The 15,578-nt window shown below is 44.2% G+C and carries 12 protein-coding genes and 2 pseudogenes; 11 read left to right on the top strand and 3 right to left on the bottom strand.

Going from position 1 to position 15,578, the window contains the following annotated elements; genetic code table 11:
- Window positions 1-4 precede the first annotated feature (4 nt).
- The gene (proS, locus tag LYNGBM3L_RS00950; RefSeq protein WP_008177951.1) at window positions 5-1,816 is read right to left on the bottom strand and encodes a proline--tRNA ligase; all 1,812 of its coding nucleotides are present in this window, start codon (window positions 1,814-1,816) and stop codon (window positions 5-7) included.
- Between the two features lie 1,242 nt (window positions 1,817-3,058).
- Between proS and ccmP the strand changes: the two genes are divergently transcribed.
- The 11 genes and pseudogenes from ccmP (at window position 3,059) to LYNGBM3L_RS00900 (ending at window position 13,821) form a co-directional block, all read left to right on the top strand.
- A complete protein-coding gene (ccmP, locus tag LYNGBM3L_RS00945) occupies window positions 3,059-3,700 on the top strand; it encodes a beta-carboxysome protein CcmP (protein ID WP_044491860.1) in 642 nt (213 codons plus the stop codon).
- 91 nt (window positions 3,701-3,791) lie between these two features.
- The gene (locus tag LYNGBM3L_RS00940) at window positions 3,792-4,628 is read left to right on the top strand and encodes a pentapeptide repeat-containing protein (RefSeq protein WP_008177946.1); all 837 of its coding nucleotides are present in this window, start codon (window positions 3,792-3,794) and stop codon (window positions 4,626-4,628) included.
- 129 nt (window positions 4,629-4,757) lie between these two features.
- Window positions 4,758-4,964 (top strand): annotated as a pseudogene (locus LYNGBM3L_RS00935) (1-acyl-sn-glycerol-3-phosphate acyltransferase); the annotation flags it as partial.
- Window positions 4,965-5,278: 314 nt separating this feature from the next.
- Window positions 5,279-5,857 (top strand): annotated as a pseudogene (locus tag LYNGBM3L_RS00930) (IS607 family transposase).
- Window positions 5,778-6,959: an RNA-guided endonuclease InsQ/TnpB family protein gene (locus tag LYNGBM3L_RS00925; RefSeq protein ID WP_008177940.1), complete on the top strand. Its 1,182-nt coding sequence runs from the start codon at window positions 5,778-5,780 to the stop codon at window positions 6,957-6,959. Before LYNGBM3L_RS00930 ends, LYNGBM3L_RS00925 begins: the two are co-directional and overlap by 80 nt.
- A 14-nt stretch (window positions 6,960-6,973) precedes the next feature.
- Window positions 6,974-7,939, top strand: a complete 966-nt coding sequence (locus tag LYNGBM3L_RS00920; RefSeq protein ID WP_008177938.1) for a CHAD domain-containing protein — start codon at window positions 6,974-6,976, stop codon at window positions 7,937-7,939.
- A 753-nt stretch (window positions 7,940-8,692) separates the two neighbouring features.
- Window positions 8,693-8,833 carry a hypothetical protein gene (locus LYNGBM3L_RS45340; RefSeq protein ID WP_008177935.1) on the top strand — a complete coding sequence of 47 codons (141 nt, stop codon included), beginning with the start codon at window positions 8,693-8,695 and terminating at the stop codon, window positions 8,831-8,833.
- Between the two features lie 9 nt (window positions 8,834-8,842).
- Window positions 8,843-9,313, top strand: a complete 471-nt coding sequence (aroQ, locus tag LYNGBM3L_RS00915) for a type II 3-dehydroquinate dehydratase (protein ID WP_008177933.1) — start codon at window positions 8,843-8,845, stop codon at window positions 9,311-9,313.
- An 80-nt stretch (window positions 9,314-9,393) separates the two neighbouring features.
- A complete protein-coding gene (locus LYNGBM3L_RS00910; protein WP_008177931.1) occupies window positions 9,394-10,353 on the top strand; it encodes an ADP-ribosylglycohydrolase family protein in 960 nt (319 codons plus the stop codon).
- 448 nt (window positions 10,354-10,801) lie between these two features.
- Window positions 10,802-11,170 carry an RRXRR domain-containing protein gene (locus LYNGBM3L_RS34575; protein WP_008177928.1) on the top strand — a complete coding sequence of 123 codons (369 nt, stop codon included), beginning with the start codon at window positions 10,802-10,804 and terminating at the stop codon, window positions 11,168-11,170.
- A 95-nt stretch (window positions 11,171-11,265) separates the two neighbouring features.
- Window positions 11,266-13,821 (top strand): HD family phosphohydrolase, encoded by a 2,556-nt coding sequence (locus tag LYNGBM3L_RS00900; protein ID WP_044491856.1) that lies wholly within the window; start codon window positions 11,266-11,268, stop codon window positions 13,819-13,821.
- Window positions 13,822-13,880: 59 nt separating this feature from the next.
- On the opposite strand, the gene LYNGBM3L_RS00895 is transcribed toward LYNGBM3L_RS00900, so the two are convergent.
- Both LYNGBM3L_RS00895 and LYNGBM3L_RS00890 read right to left on the bottom strand, forming a co-directional pair.
- Window positions 13,881-14,441, bottom strand: a complete 561-nt coding sequence (locus LYNGBM3L_RS00895) for a 5-formyltetrahydrofolate cyclo-ligase (protein ID WP_044491881.1) — start codon at window positions 14,439-14,441, stop codon at window positions 13,881-13,883.
- Between the two features lie 389 nt (window positions 14,442-14,830).
- Window positions 14,831-15,562 carry an undecaprenyl-phosphate galactose phosphotransferase family protein gene (locus LYNGBM3L_RS00890; RefSeq protein WP_008177920.1) on the bottom strand — a complete coding sequence of 244 codons (732 nt, stop codon included), beginning with the start codon at window positions 15,560-15,562 and terminating at the stop codon, window positions 14,831-14,833.
- Between the last annotated feature and the right edge of the window lie 16 nt (window positions 15,563-15,578).

The raw sequence follows: 15,578 nt of genomic DNA, 5'->3' as shown, positions 1-15,578 counted from the left end.
AATCCTAAACCGTCCTTAGAGCTGTATCAATCCACTGCTTCAGGGTGGGTAGCACTTCCTCAAGGGAGAGTTCTGTCGATTTGTGGGTAGCCCGTTCCACCACTTCCACTTTGCCATCTTTAAGCGATCGCCCAGTGACAATCCGGTAGGGAATCCCAATTAAATCAGCATCTTTGAACTTGACCCCAGCTCGTTCGTTGCGGTCATCAAGCAGGGTTTCGATACCTGCTTCATTGAGTTGAGTGTAAAGTTTTTCTGCTGCTGCCATCTGCTGGGTATCTCCCACATTCGGGATCGTGATAATCACATGGTAGGGTGCGATCGCAACTGGCCAGATAATCCCATCCTTGTCATAGGATTGCTCTACAGCTGCTTGAGCTAACCGAGACACTCCCACCCCATAACAGCCCATACATAACGGAATTTCTTCCCCTTGCTCACTGGTGTAGGTAGCCCCCATCGCCGATGAGTATTTCGTCCCCAACTGGAAAATATGGCCAACTTCTATTCCGCGAGCGCTTTTTAGGGTTTGATTCGGGTCATGGATGGCGCGATCGCCTGGACTCGCCTTACGGACATCCACCACTAGCTTCGGTAACTGGAATTGCTCACCCCAATTGGCACCAACTACGTGATAGCCTGACTCATTAGAACCAGTAGTAAAGTTTTTCAGTTCCACTGCTGTTTGATCTACCAACCGCAAAAACTGAGGCGCAATATCTTTAGCTGACTTGATATAATCATCTGCCAAATCAGGTGCCATGTAGCCCAAAGGTAGAGGTTTCGATGCCCATTTTTCCTGGGTAGCCACCTCTGGTACCGTCAGGGCTAAAACCGTTGTGGCATCGTATTGGTCTGCCAATTTCACCAATTCATTCTGTAACTTCACCTCATTTACATCTTGATCCCCCCGAATGCTCACTAAAACCAACACCGTCATCCCGTTGTCATAGACAATTTGGTAAAGGACATTTTTTACCACACTAGTGGCAGAGCACTTCAGGAATTGACAGAGGGTGTCAATAGTTGAGGTGTTTGGAGTTTCTAGTTTTTCATAAGTGTTATAGGGTGAGGGCTCTAGGTCTGGTGGTAAGGAAACCGCTTTTTCCACATTGGCAGAATACTTGCCATCCTCTGTGTAGAGAATCTCGTCTTCCCCAGCATCAGCCAGAACCATAAATTCTTGAGAACCCGAACCCCCAATCGCCCCAGAGTCAGCCTCAACCGCTCTAAACTCCAAACCACTGCGGCTAAACATATTTCTATAGGCTTGATCCATCGCCTGATAAGTCTTTTTCAGGCTTTCGTGATCGGTATGGAAGGAGTACGCATCCTTCATAATGAATTCCCGTCCCCGCATCAGCCCAAATCGGGGGCGAATTTCATCTCGGAACTTAGTTTGAATTTGATACAGGTTTAGAGGTAATTGCCGATAGGAGCGAATCATGTCCTTAGCAACAGTAGTGATTACCTCTTCATGGGTTGGTCCAAGCCCCAATTCCCGCTTTTGTCGGTCAATCAGAGCAAACATAATGCCCTCAGCTTTGGTGTAGGTGTCCCAACGACCCGATTCTTTCCACAGCTCAGACGGTTGTAGCTGAGGCAGTAGACACTCTTGAGCACCTGTGGCATCCATTTCCTCCCGCACAATCTGAGAAACTTTTTTGAGGACACGCCACATCATGGGTAAATAGGCGTATATGCCACTGCCAATACGTCGAATGTAACCCGCACGGAGCAAAAGTTTATGGCTAGGGATTTCTGCTTCCACTGGGTCTTCCCGCAGTGTCACCAACAGCATCTGAGACAGTCGCATTACTTACTTCCTTTTTAGACCAAACTACCATTATCTCATCAGTTTAAAACTTTCATCAACAGTATGTCAGCCAGGATTGACATACTCTTCAACCTCTGAGAAGGTATGTGATTATAGGCTAGTTTCTAGTTTAATTTCAATTAGCATAATCTTGGTTATAGACGTTTTAGCTTGCGAAGCTTTACGTTTGGCGTTGCTTAATAATGGAATGATGTGAATAGTTTTGTGGAACAGGCATCTTGCCTGTTATCAATATTTTCGGGCGGGCAGGATGCCCACTCTACTCCTATTCATTCTAAGACTGACGCAACACCTTACGTTTTCTTGCTTTGATTAGTGAACAGGTTACCATCGGAGCTTTAAATAAACTAGATATCAGTAAGAGCAACCAAAGCATTAACCAATCCCCTATCAACCAGATTATTATCGATAACCAACGGACTCTTAAAAATGTAATATTGGAGACGTTTTTCAATTCATAGCTCAACCAAACAAGACTAGATTTAAGTGATAGTGATAATACTTATTGCTGTCTATAAATAAAATCATACTGTTTAAATAAAAATTAATAAAAGATAAACAAGAGTTTTTGACGCTATTTTGATCATTGTTATGATCAAACAATACTCTTTATTATAATAGTTTTTATGCTATCAAAAAAAACTTAGATATAAATAAAATATCCAGATAATTACGATATATAATTTATAGGCAAAAAAAATAAACTAGCAATAAAATTAAATTAATTAACAAATAATCATATTAAAAGCCATGATGGATATTTTCTGGAATAATTATCAGATTTATAGCAAAAAAACGCAGCAGACAATTGAATTAAAAAGAAACTAATACCCCTGAATTTACCATAGTTTTATGGCGGCTGTATATCTGTAATTAAAATTCATAAAATCAACACCATTACGAATCTCCAACCGAGATGCTTCACTAACGGATATCAGTAGGTGGAGAAACTCCTTAGCCATTATAATTCCCAAAGCCATTGCTTAGCAGTAGGGACTAAAGATGAATATAATCTCCAGGGTTGTAGACGGAAAATTAGTCTTGGGACCGGTAGAATAACCTGAAGAATATACCCTAGATGAATTACTAGCCAATCAAGTCGAAATCAGTGAAGAGGTTCACTGGGGTAAACCAGAAGGTCGAGAGGTGTGGTAGGCTTCTGTGAGTGCGAATTGCCTTTTGGACAACTTCTAGTCACTAAAAAAGGAACAGATATAAACTTTGGGTATTGAACTACGCAGTTACGTATACATAGACAGCTTGCAGCCTCAGCACGCCGCTTACATGGGAACAGTAGCGTTAGGATTTTTGCCCTTACCAGGAGATACCTCCCTTTGGATTGAAATCTCACCAGGTATTGAAATTAACCGGATTACCGATATTGCCCTCAAATCCACTGCCGTGCGTCCAGGAGTGCTGGTGGTCGAACGGCTTTACGGACTTCTAGAGGTGCATGCTAATAAACAAGGGGAAACCCGTACAGCTGGCAAAGCAATTTTAGACGCACTGGGCGTCCGTGAACAGGATCGGCTCAAACCTCGGGTCATTTCTAGCCAAATTATCCGTAATATTGATGCCCACCAGACCCAGTTAATTAATCGCACACGGCGCGGTCAAATGTTGCTAGCAGGGCAAACCCTATATGTATTAGAAGTTGAGCCAGCTGCCTATGCTGCCCTAGCTGCCAATGAAGCAGAGAAATCCGCCTTAATTAACATCTTACAAATTAGTGCAGTGGGCAGCTTTGGACGCCTCTACCTAGGCGGAGAAGAACGGGATATATTAGCAGCGTCTCAAGCAGCGCTGACTGCTATTGAAAGCGTGAGTGGTCGTGAACATCCTGCTGCCAAGCGCAAGGAATAGAAAGGAATTCTTCCTGACCTGATCCCTTAATGTAGTGCCATTGGGTTAAAGTCTTTGTTGGCACCGCTACATAATGTGAAGGAGAACCTCAATGGCCAATCTAGAACATCTTGCTCTACTCAAACAAGATCCATTGAGATGGACAGAATGGAGAAAGACAAATCTAGATCTAGAACCAGACCTTAGCGAAGTTAACCTCAATGGGGCTAACTTTGAAAGGGTAAACTTAGCAAAAGCTAACCTAAAAAAGGCAAATCTAGGCAATATTAAACTGATTAGCGCTAACCTCAGTCAAGCTAACCTCAGTAATGCCAACCTCCAAGATGCTGAACTAATCAAAGCTAAACTGATCTCGGCAGAGCTAATTGGGACTAAACTTATAGCAGCTAACCTGATCAGGGCTGACCTAAATGGTGCCAATTTAATTGGGGCTGACTTGACCCTAGCTAACCTGATGGAAGCTGATTTGAGTAATGCTAACCTAATTGGCACTAGCTTGCTCAAAGCTAATCTCTCAGAAGCAGATTTAAGTGGGGCAAAGCTAAGACGGACTAACCTGGTTGAGGCTAACCTTATGGCTGCCAATCTCTGCCATGCTAATCTGAGCAATGCTAATCTTCATCAAGCTGAACTGCTTGGGGCTTACCTATACAAAGCTGAGTGTCCAGGGGCTAACCTAGCAGAAGCTCACCTGAGTGGAAGCTATCTGTTTGGAGCTAACCTAGCAGAGGCAGACCTTTACGGGGTTGACATTAGATGGGCGAACCTTACCAAAGCTAATTTAAGCGGGTCTAACCTCACTACAGCTAAGCTGAGGGGCGCTAACCTCAGTAAAGCTAACTTAACTGGGGCTACTATCATTGAAGCTGAACTAAGCCAAGCTAATCTAAGGGAAACAATTATGCCTGATGGAACTATCCATCCTTAGATCACTACATCTGATCACAATCAATCAAACCTTCGATTAATCAGTTAGTGCTGCAAGTATCATCCAACAGACACTATCGACCAGACACCGATGAGTTATGCCCAACCGCCCCTAAAATTTATCTCACCAGGTCAATATGTGCTGGAAAAACCCACCGTCGAGCGGTTTGTTGAGACAACCTTACTGCTATGGGATCTGGTGACTCGCCTCAAGGGTGGCAACCCCTTTGATCGTCCTCGATTAGGTAAGCAAAGGGTACAGATGAGAGTTGGTAAACCAATATCGGTCTCTGAGTTTTACCCAGCCTATCGAGCCAGTCGTCATGGTGCTAGATAAGCTATAGTTGACCTGACTCATGAGCTGCAAACCTCTATGGAAAGTCTGATCATAACTTGACAATATTCTCTGACTAAGTAAAAATATATAGCATTATTTTTATCCTTAACCTCAAGTTAATCAAAGTGGGATTTTGGTTAACTTGAGGTTAAGCTTTGGACTCTAACTATCCTGAGTCCACTCAACCTCAATCTCAAGAGTCTGGCTTGCTAGACCTCAGACTGTAGCTAATAGATGATTATTTTTCCGGCAGTGTCTGGAATTCATCGGCAGACTCTGGTACCAGTATATAGAAAGCCAATTATTACTAACCGCTGATGCGTTATGTTCCACCCCGAAAGGCTTGCGAAATCCTTGGAGTATCACAGCGAACACTCCGATACTGGGATCAAGCAGGAAAAATCAAAACCATTAGAACCCCAAGTAATCAACAGAGGTACGATGTTGACTCCGTTCTTGGACAAGTCCCAAACAAGCCAGTCGTCATCTACGCCAGGGTTTCAAGCAAAAAACAAAAAGACGACCTCGAAAGGCAAGCGGCGTTCTGCCAAGGGCAATTCCCGGAAGCAGAAATCATCTTTGACATCGGCTGAGAACTCAACTACAAGCGAAAAGGTCTTAAAACCTTATTGGGACGGGTCATGTCAAGAGATATCAACCTGGTTGTGGTCCCACACAAAGACCGTAGGCCAAGATTCGGATTTGAACTTATCGAATGGTATGTTACGCAAAACGGTGGCAAGATCTTGGTTCTCAACCAGTCAGACCTATCTTATGAGGGAGAGATGGTGGAGAATATCCTCGCCATTGTCCATGTCTTCAGTTGCCGACTCTACGGTCTCAGGAAGTACAAAACTGCTATCAAAGAAGATCCGAGTTTACCCGGGAACTGAACTGAAGCTTAAATGGAGAACTTGGATTAACGCAGCTAGATGGTGTTACAATAAAGCGGTCGCCATCCTCAAAACTACAAAAATTGGGAAGTATGACCTCAGGAAAAAGGTGATGTTAGATGTTCCTGAATGGGTAAATCAAACTCCCTACAACCCTAGACAATTAGCAGTGTTTCAAGCTTTTGAAGCGTACAAAGCTGCTATTAAATCTGGTGGTCATACTAAGTTTAGGCGGTACTGCGATCCAGTCCAATCTATTCGATTCCAAAAGTCTAATTTCTCCAAAGGTGTCTTTTATCCTAGACAGACCAAAGGATTAACGTTCACTAGCAGTGAACCACTCCCTGAGAAAATGACTCACGAGCCGATACTTAGCATTGATCGAGGTCGGTGGTTTATTAGCTTTGCCGTTGAATCAGACCAAGATAATTTCCCTATCCCTCAAAAAGCAATCGCCTTAGACCCAGGCGTGAGGAGCTTTTTAACTGGATTTGATGGCCAGAGATTTATAGACTTAGGGACTGGGGACATTGGAAGGGTTTATCGCCTGTGTTCTCATTTAGATCGATTAATTTGTCAGGCAGCCTTGGCCAAGGGACGCCCTAACAAGAGAAAGAGGTTTAAGTTAAGGAAGGCTGCTCAAAGGATTAGGGTAAAAATTCGTAACCTAATTGATGAAGCCCACAAGAAAATTTCTTGCTATCTAACTTCTGAATATCAAGTTATTTACTTACCAAAGTTTGAAACATCACAAATGGTCGGTAAGGCTAAAAGGAAAATCAGAAGTAAAACAGTTAGGGCAATGATGAATTGGGCACATTACCGATTCAAGATGACGTTGAAGCATCAGGCAACTAAAAGAGGTTGTTTTGTAGTAGACGTATCTGAAGAGTACACTTCCAAGACTTGTACAAGGTGTGGCCATGTTCACCGTAAGTTAGGCGGATCTAAGAAGTTTTTGTGCCCTGAATGCGGACACACACTTGATCGAGACCACAATGGCGCTTTTGGGATTTTCCTGAAAGCTTTGAGAGATACCTCCTCGTCAATTACTGACGTGCTATACACGGATTCCGGCGAAGCCCACGAATTACCGGGTTAAACGTATCTGGGACGATGAACAAACTAGTATTACCCCAAACCAAAACCATTGGAGAATGGAGTTATCTGGGAATTCAGAAACACTTCCAGAAAATGCTTAGTCACGAAGCCGCCGTTCTCGAAGATCGAGATCCCGAACAGCTGCACCAAATGCGTATCGGAATGCGGCGCTTGCGTACCGCCGTCACTAGTTTTACCCCTGCCGTAGTCTTGCCCAAAGCAGCCTCTGAAAAACAGATTGGTAAGATTGCCCGTATTCTAGGGAGTCTTCGAGATCTAGATGTCCTCCAAGAAACCCTCCACAAAGGTTACCAACCCAAGTTACCGACCAAAGAACGGAAAGCATTGAAGCAAGCCTACGTTTACTTGGAAAAAAAGCGGTGCAAAGCTTTAAAACAAGTTCGGGACGTTCTGCAAGGTAAGCCACACCAAAAGCTTAAGCAAACCTTAAAACTGTGGCTAAAAAAACCCACCTATAAAGAAATGGCTCAGATGCCAGCGGCTGCAGTATTACCTGATTTACTCTTACCCATTGTCAGCCGCCTGTTACTCCACCCCGCTTGGCTAGTGGGCGTTGATCTTAAGGATACTGGTAGCCAAACTCCCAAGCAGCTGAAACCAGCAGCAGTTGAGTCCCTGCTAGCCATTCGTGGATCAATGATTCACGATCTACGCAAGCAAGCCAAGCGGGTGCGTTACCAAATGAATCTATTTACTGAACTCTATAGTCCTACCTATAAGGACTATGTCGAAGATATGAAGCAAATTCAAGGCATCTTAGGTGATATTCAGGACAGTATGGTTTTAGACGAATTCTTAAACTCTGTCTTTCACTCAGACCTAAAGCATAACGCTCCCCAGTTGGCTCAGTTACTACAGGCCAACCGCTACAAATCATGGCAACAGTGGCAAACCTTACAACAGAATTATTTGAAGCCCGAAACCAGGCAAGCCTTTCGGCAAATATTACTGACTGATTGACACTCCCCATGGCGCTTATGCCAGGGGATTCTTGTTTCGACGAGCTGACTTTAATACACAAGGGTTTTACCGTTCCTCGCACCAAATAACCGTCTACAAACGCATTATCTAGTTTAAGCAAGTGTACCCAGCGGTCTGCTCTCCACAAGCTTACTGGAATAACTCTCCCAGGGTTTGGGCGTGCCCCGCCCTACCTTTGACTAAAAAACTTAACTTTTGCGCTTTGGTCGGTACTCTTTAGAGTCCATGCGTTTTTAGGGTTTTTCGCTCCCTTGCTGCTACCATCGCTTTACGTCGTAGATTAATTGGTGATACCGACGACTTCTCACCTGTGGTAGGCCAGTAATAACATCATAACACAAACAGAACAAATGAAACGCCGAATCCCTCAATTGTTTTATGTCAGGGGTGATGCTAACCCCATATCTAAAGCTAGGGGCGTATAGACCTCACCCCTCACACTCCCCAATTTTTCGGTCAGGCAACTGATAGGTCTTATGCTGGTGAGGGTATAAACACGGTTAATGTATCTTGGTTGAATGAATTGTATAAAATGTGCTAGCCTTATTAACATAATAGATACAACACTTTGTTCTTTTTCCTTTCTCAGAGTCATGGTCAAGCCAAAAAAACCTTAGGCAAGACTGATTCCCTTGCTGATCTGCTCAAAAAGCAGTAATGGTTTTTAACCTGTTAGGGAACTGAAAGTGTAAAAGAAAAGATACAAGTGGTCTTATAGGAGCTTTTTGCTTGATGGACTATATAGAAAAGGTTTTGGAAAAAATTCAAGAATGGGCGCGCAAGCTTATTGAAGCGCTATTAGGTCCTGAGGCTCAGCCTGAACCAGAACCAATCCCCATTCCTGTTAATGACCCAAGGTGTCGTCGGAATTAGATAGTCATTGTGTCCGGTGATTCTCGAAAACGTCTAAGTATCCTGGTTCTCCATGGTCCCAATCTTAATTTACTGGGACAGCGAGAACCAGGTATTTATGGATCTGTCACCTTGGATGAGATTAACTATCTCCTAGAGCAAGAAGGGCAAAGGCTTGAGGCAAGCGTGACAGCGTTGCAGTCTAATCATGAAGGTATCTTAGTCGATAGGATACATGAAGCTTTAGGACACCACGACGGGATTTTAATTAATGCTGCTGCTTATACCCATACCAGTGTGGCTATTCGAGATGCAATAGCTGCGGTAGCCTTGCCAACTGTAGAAGTTCATCTTAGCAACATCTATCAACGAGAAGCCTTTAGACATCATTCGTTCATGGCACCAGTGGTAGTCGGTCAGATTAGTGGTTTTGGAGCTAACAGCTATAGACTGGGGTTACAGGCTCTAGTTCTTACATTGAGAAAATCGATTGGTAATTAAAATCAAAAATTTGATGGGTGCTGCCTTGCGGGTTGAAAAAGGCAATTTAAAAGCACACTAGATTTCTTGACAAAATATGGATGCGGTACTCACTTTTGAACCGATTTAGAGGTGCCTTGTTAGGTAGCCTTGTGGGAGAAATCCTGGCTGGGAGTGGCTGCCAAAAGTTACGACCAGCTCAAGTAAGATTTCGACCGCCATCCCAAGGGGATGCTGGTCTGAGTAAGACGATTTCCCATTGGAGCAAGATTGCTACTTGTGGTATTGAAAGTTTGATTCGCTGTGGCAACCTCGATTTAGGAGATTGGTTAGTGCAGTGTGAAAAGGCTCAACCCTCTATCCTTTCATTAAAAGGGACTGCCAACAGTAGCGAAGCAGCAGTAGCAACCTTACCAATAGCATTATTTTTTCATGAAGATGAAGTCAAGTTGCGCCAAAAACTGCTAGAGGCGGCAGCAATTTGGCAAAATGATTCTGAAAGGTTTGAGAGTGTCTTGACAATAGCTTGGGCGACAGCGATCGCCCTTACCGAAAAACTTGACTGCCCTACCCTGATTTCCAGAATCATTGCCTACCTAGGGAACTATCAAAATCAAAAGGTCTGGGTGCAACACTTGGAACAATTACAAACTCTACTCGAGCTTGGGGCAAGTTTAGAACAAACTGTTATCCAGCTGCGTCGAGAGCAAAGGCGTAGAAATGAGTCTGAGGATGACTGCTCTTTATCGATTGCCTTAGCATTGTACTGTTTCCTAAACACCCCAGAAGATTTTCGCCTCTGTGTAACTCGTGCAGCTCTTACAGGCTATCAATCACAAACTACTGCTGCCTTAACAGGTGCTTTAGCTGGTGCCTATAACGGTATCATCGGTATTCCAGTGCCCTGGCTGATGGCGCTTAACCTCAGCGGTACTGGGGTTGACCAATGGCAATTAGCAGACCAGTTGTTGGCAGTGTGGTCAGGTGTATATGATGTTTCAGCCATAGCTGAGTTTCAGAAGCTAGCTGTGGTAGCACCAAGAGTGATCGGATCGCGATAAGCTGTTCAATCAACGGACTGTCAAACCAAAAATGAAGCTCCACCTACAAGGGGCTGTAGCCTGAAACTTGATGGTACATAAAATTTTCATGGCCTGTGTTGCACCCGTGGTGTTGAATTTGCTACCACAGCTATAGGTAAAACCAATATAAACCAGTTAAACTAAGATGATCTAAAAAAACACTGGCTTCTGAGCCTTGTCAGCTAAAAATCAGTGAAGTCTGAGATTATATTCTGTTACTGACCCCGCAATAAAGGGTGCTTATGGGGTAAGACTTAAGCCTAAGTGTGACTAGACCATTGAGCCTAATCCTGGTAAGAACTTCCAGCCACAACCCCTAAGCTGGAGTATCTGCAAGACTGCTGACTTCAGTCGCGGTTAACGACAGGAATCATCTTGGATTAGGTGGTCGAGGGGACTTATAACTCCATGATTGAGGATTATCTCCATGGGAGTAGCCATTTTATCACCAACTCGACAGCCACTAATGCAAATTACCCCAAGTTCCCCTAGGGAATGGATCAAAGAAAGAAAAGCTAAAGTTGTAAATAATGACCTAGGCGTATTTACGGTGAAGTTGGTCTGTGAATCATCTGGAAGTCAAACCCAACCAATAGCCATGGGGATTGACCAAGGTAACCACGAAACCATAATTACCACTTTAATGAAGTTTTCTGTTCGCAAACTCCAGTTACTGTTACAGTATACAAGGCCTGATTGTCACTGGAAGTTTCCCACGCAACGTGGGCTCTACCCATGTCAAATGAGTGGATTTAAAATGAGTGGAGGCAAACTTTCCAGTGTTTTTTATGAATAATAAATAAATGTAGATGTCTTTAAGCAAAATGCCACCACCACACAGCAAATTGTGAGCAGACCGCTACTGTTACCAGACATTGCCATTCCTGTGCTATGAAAACGTTCAATTCGCTGACGCAGCCGATCACGCAATTACGGCGAACATCTCAGCACCTTCGCAGTTTTTTGGGATTTAACTCCTCTAGTGCTGCCAAATCCTCAGTTAGCCCACAGCAGGAGAATTTGAAAGGACAACCTCTACAGCCGAGAGAGTCTCCAACCCATGGTGAAGGCACTTCGACTAGCCTAACTTCAGGAAAAGATTGGGGCAAAAGCCAGCACCAAATTCAACAGAGAATTACTCTACCTGTAATGTGGACTTTAGCAGTGGTTTCCCTGACCAGTGTTATGGGAGGGCGCTTTTACAATCAGCCACAGCTACGTGAAGACAGAGTAGCACCACAGACAATCCGGGCACCATTCGATGCTATAGTTGAGGACTCTAAGACCACGGCTGAGAGACGCAAAGAAGCTCAAAGAGGTGCTCAACCAGTCTTGATGATTGACCAATCTGTTACAGAAGGAATTTATCAAAATCTTGATAAGTCTCTGGACGCTGTCGAAGAACTGCGCACTAACAGCGGTGTTTTTCCTTTTGTAAAGACTGATGTACTATCCATCGCCACCCAGCGGTATCTACGGCAAAGTAAGGAATGGGAATGGCGGGCTATCTTGGCATTTTCAGATATCGATAACCATGGCAACGGGTTTGATTCTGAAGCCAAACCACCGACTCCGCCAGAAAATTCATTAAATGTAGCTTTTGTTCAGGCAGTAAGTGAACTGCAAAGCTACCGTCAAAAGTCTTCTGAACAAGAGTTCTCAGCTCTGATTGAGTCAATATCTGCTGCTCGCCAACAGTATGCTCAGGTGTTGCCTCAGCTCTCAGAATACCTTAGCCCTGAATTCAGTAGCCTAAATGATGTTTCCGTACTCGATCTATCAGATCAAGATTGGCAGAAAACCCGCATAGTCATTAAGCAGGCTGCTAGTCGCATCCTGACCCAAGGCATTGTTCCAGGATTACCACCAAATCTGATCCAAGAGGCGGTGAAGGTAAACTTGAGTAGCCTTATGCCCCAGGAAGCTCAACCACTAGCCAAGTATTTACTAGTGAGAGTTTTAGAACCCAACTTGATCGAAAACAAAGAATTAACCAAGCTCATAGCAGAACAGGCAGCAGAAAAAGTGGAACCAATGATGGTTTCAGTGCGGAAAGGAGATGTGATTGTAACCGAAGGTGAAACCATCACTCAAACAGACTTTGTACTACTGGATTATTTCGACTTAAGCCGTCGAGGAATTAACTGGCTGGGTTTGATGGGATTTGGTGGTTTGGTTACTACTACGGTGGGCATCTTTGCCTTAGTGCAACGGCGAGTTCACCCGAAATGGAGACGGCGGGACTACATTTTGGTATTGCTACTGACCCTGAGTATGCCAATATCAATACTTTTCAAGAGTCCCTTCTTCGAGATTCCCTACACTATGCCTGCTATTGCTTTGTTAGTAGGGAACTTTTATGGGTCTACGATGGGCGTGACAGTAGTGGGTTTACTGACAGGCTTAGTGACCTTTAGTATGGAAGTCACTGGAGAACAAGTACTAGCAAATGTTGCTGGTGGTTTACTGGGTGCCTTGATGGCAGGACGAATGCGATCGCGAGAGGAATTGGCTCTGCTCGGAGTTGGGGTGGGCTTAACTCAAGGTGTCGTTTCCCTGATTATCAATCTGATTATTAGTGCCACTGCTAGTACAATTTGGTCTGCAGTTCTGCCAGGAGCCTTGTTATTAGGTTTGTCTGGCTTAGCTTGGAGTATTGTCGCCCTGGGGCTATCACCTTACCTGGAACGTTTGTTTGACCTGGTGACACCGATTCGTCTGGCAGAATTGTCTAATCCCAACCGTCCCTTGCTCAAGCGTCTAGCTACTGAGGCACCTGGAACGTTTCAACATACTCTGTTTGTTGCTTCTTTGGCAGAAGCAGCGGCTCAAGAACTCCACTGTAATGTGGAACTGGTTCGGGCAGGTACGCTCTACCATGACATTGGTAAAATGCACGATCCGTTAGGGTTTATAGAAAATCAAATGGGTGGTCCGAACAAGCATGATCAGATTAATGATCCTTTCAAGAGTGCTGAAATTATCAAAAAGCACGTTACCGAAGGACTGGTTATGGCTCGTAAGCACCAGTTACCCAAGGCAGTGCGGGACTTTATCCCAGAGCATCAGGGGAAATTGCTGATTTCCTATTTTTATTTCCAGGCTCAGCAAAAAGCTCAACTTGAAGGTACTGGGTCTGTGGACGAGTCATATTTTCGTTATGACGGTCCAATTCCCCAGTCCCAGGAAACTGGTGTAGTTATGTTAGCTGATGCCTGTGAAGCGGCGCTACGCTCACTCAAAGAGGTCACTCCGGAAACTGCTCTTACGGTGGTCAATAAAATTCTCAAAGCTCGCTGGCAGGACAACCAATTAGTCGATTCTGGGCTAACCCGGCAGGATTTATCAAAAATTGCCCAAGTGTTCATCAGAGTTTGGCAACAATATAATCACCAACGTATTGCTTATCCAAAGGGAGCGCTTAATTGTCAATCGTCTACTAAATGAAGTACGAAGTCTCAAGTTTTTGTACAGCAAGAGTATGAAACAGTATGAAACACGGAATTTCAGATCTGTTCCACCCTCTTGAATCCTGTTTCTGTACAAACACTGTGCAAGCCTTTGTCCCACTCATCAATGGGTAGTTGAGGTATATAGGCAAATTCAAATACAATGCCGATGGTAGGAATAGAATCCCACTCTGGTGAATTCAGCAGTCGGTCATAGAAACCACCACCGTAGCCCAAACGATACCCCCGCTGGTCACAAGCCACAGCGGGTACAAGGATTAAATTCACATCCTTTGGCTCTAGGGTGGTAGCATTAGGTTTGGGTTCTAAAATACCATAATTTCCTTTTTGCAATGGAACGCCCGCCTTCCAGGTATGCCAGAAGAGAGATTTTCCCACACATCGGGGTAGTCCCCAGCAGTGCTTAGTGTCTGTAAATAGGGGACTTAGATCTGGTTCTTGTCGAAAACTGAAATAGGCTAAAACTGTTTGTGACTGGGTAACTAGGACGCCAGATTGTAGATGGGTACAGATGCGATCGCTTTTTTGCCGCCATTCTTCTACAGACATAGACTGGCGCTTTTGAAGCAGGGATCGGCGTAGTTCTGCTTTGTTCATCTGATCTTCCCTCCGGTTTGATAGGGCGATCATATCAACAAACTATGCTGATAGTAGGTAATCATACCGACTTGCATTTAGCGATGCAGAGGTGCGACCCGTGGCGAATTTAATTCGCCTACGGAAAGCGCACCTAAGCGGTCTTGGGGGAAACCCCCATGAGCGACTGCATCAAGACATGGGTAGGAGATAGGAGCTTGTTCACTCCCATCTCCCCATTCCGTTCAATTGAGCCCTTAAGCAATAAATAATAGCTTAAATAATAGGTTTGAGAGCAACTTGGTATCAGTAATGGGTAATTGGCAACTGGGCTTATTACCCATTACCCATGATCCATTACCTAATGTCACCCATTACCTAATTTCTCCTCTAGCAGGCACTAGTTACCTCTAGTAAGCACCGTTATTTTTGGGAAAAATAACAACACCAATGGTTTTCACGATGATCCATAAATCCAGCCAAAAATTCCGGAAACTGACATAGTAAACATCAATTTGCACACGGCGGTGGTAAGGTATGTCATTGCGTCCAGAAACCTGCCATAAGCCAGTAATTCCGGGTCGAATTGTCAAGACTTTATCCATGTGACGCCCGTATTTGGGCAATTCCTCTGGCACTAACGGTCTTGGACCAACCACACTCATCTGTCCGTTGAGTACATTCCAGAACTGAGGAAACTCATCTAAGCTAGTCAGCCGTAGAAATTTTCCAATTCCAGTAATTCGAGGATCATCCTTGAGCTTGTAATTATCCTGAAATTCCTCCCGTATCTGAGGGGATTTTTCGATCATCTCTAGCAACATTTCGTCGGCATTTTCCACCATAGTTCTAAATTTCAGGCAAGCAAAAGGTTTGTAGTCTTTACCCACCCGCTCCTGAACATAAAAAATTGGTCCAGGTGAGCTGATCACAATTAGCAATGCCAGTAGCAGGTAAACGGGAAAAAACGAAATCAGAACTGATAGGGAAAAGGTCACATCAAACAGTCGCTTGGCAAAATTTCCGTCTAAGCGATAGCGAGTCAGATTCTTGTGTCTACGACGTGAAACGAGGGGCTGAAAACCTCGCTTCACGAATGCTCGCAATATCTTGACGGAGTTAAGTTGGCTTTCGGCAGTCATCTCACTCCTTCAATTC

The organism is Moorena producens 3L (assembly GCF_000211815.1).
GTDB lineage: Bacteria > Cyanobacteriota > Cyanobacteriia > Cyanobacteriales > Coleofasciculaceae > Moorena > Moorena producens.
The sequence above is the reverse complement of the archived record's forward strand: the minus strand, read 5'-3'. Positions and strand labels throughout refer to the sequence as shown.

Excerpts from the sequence above, each read along its gene's own strand:
- proS (WP_008177951.1), bottom strand. The coding sequence starts at position 1,816 with ATGCGACTGTCTCAGATGCTGTTGGTGACACTGCGGGAAGACCCAGTG.
- LYNGBM3L_RS00940 (WP_008177946.1), top strand. The coding sequence starts at position 3,792 with ATGGCCAATCTAGAACATCTTGCTCTACTCAAACAAGATCCATTGAGA.
- LYNGBM3L_RS00925 (WP_008177940.1), top strand. The coding sequence starts at position 5,778 with ATGTCTTCAGTTGCCGACTCTACGGTCTCAGGAAGTACAAAACTGCTA.
- LYNGBM3L_RS00920 (WP_008177938.1), top strand. The coding sequence starts at position 6,974 with ATGAACAAACTAGTATTACCCCAAACCAAAACCATTGGAGAATGGAGT.
- LYNGBM3L_RS45340 (WP_008177935.1), top strand. The coding sequence starts at position 8,693 with ATGGACTATATAGAAAAGGTTTTGGAAAAAATTCAAGAATGGGCGCGC.
- LYNGBM3L_RS00910 (WP_008177931.1), top strand. The coding sequence starts at position 9,394 with ATGCGGTACTCACTTTTGAACCGATTTAGAGGTGCCTTGTTAGGTAGC.
- LYNGBM3L_RS34575 (WP_008177928.1), top strand. The coding sequence starts at position 10,802 with ATGGGAGTAGCCATTTTATCACCAACTCGACAGCCACTAATGCAAATT.
- LYNGBM3L_RS00900 (WP_044491856.1), top strand. The coding sequence starts at position 11,266 with ATGAAAACGTTCAATTCGCTGACGCAGCCGATCACGCAATTACGGCGA.
- LYNGBM3L_RS00895 (WP_044491881.1), bottom strand. The coding sequence starts at position 14,441 with ATGAACAAAGCAGAACTACGCCGATCCCTGCTTCAAAAGCGCCAGTCT.
- LYNGBM3L_RS00890 (WP_008177920.1), bottom strand. The coding sequence starts at position 15,562 with ATGACTGCCGAAAGCCAACTTAACTCCGTCAAGATATTGCGAGCATTC.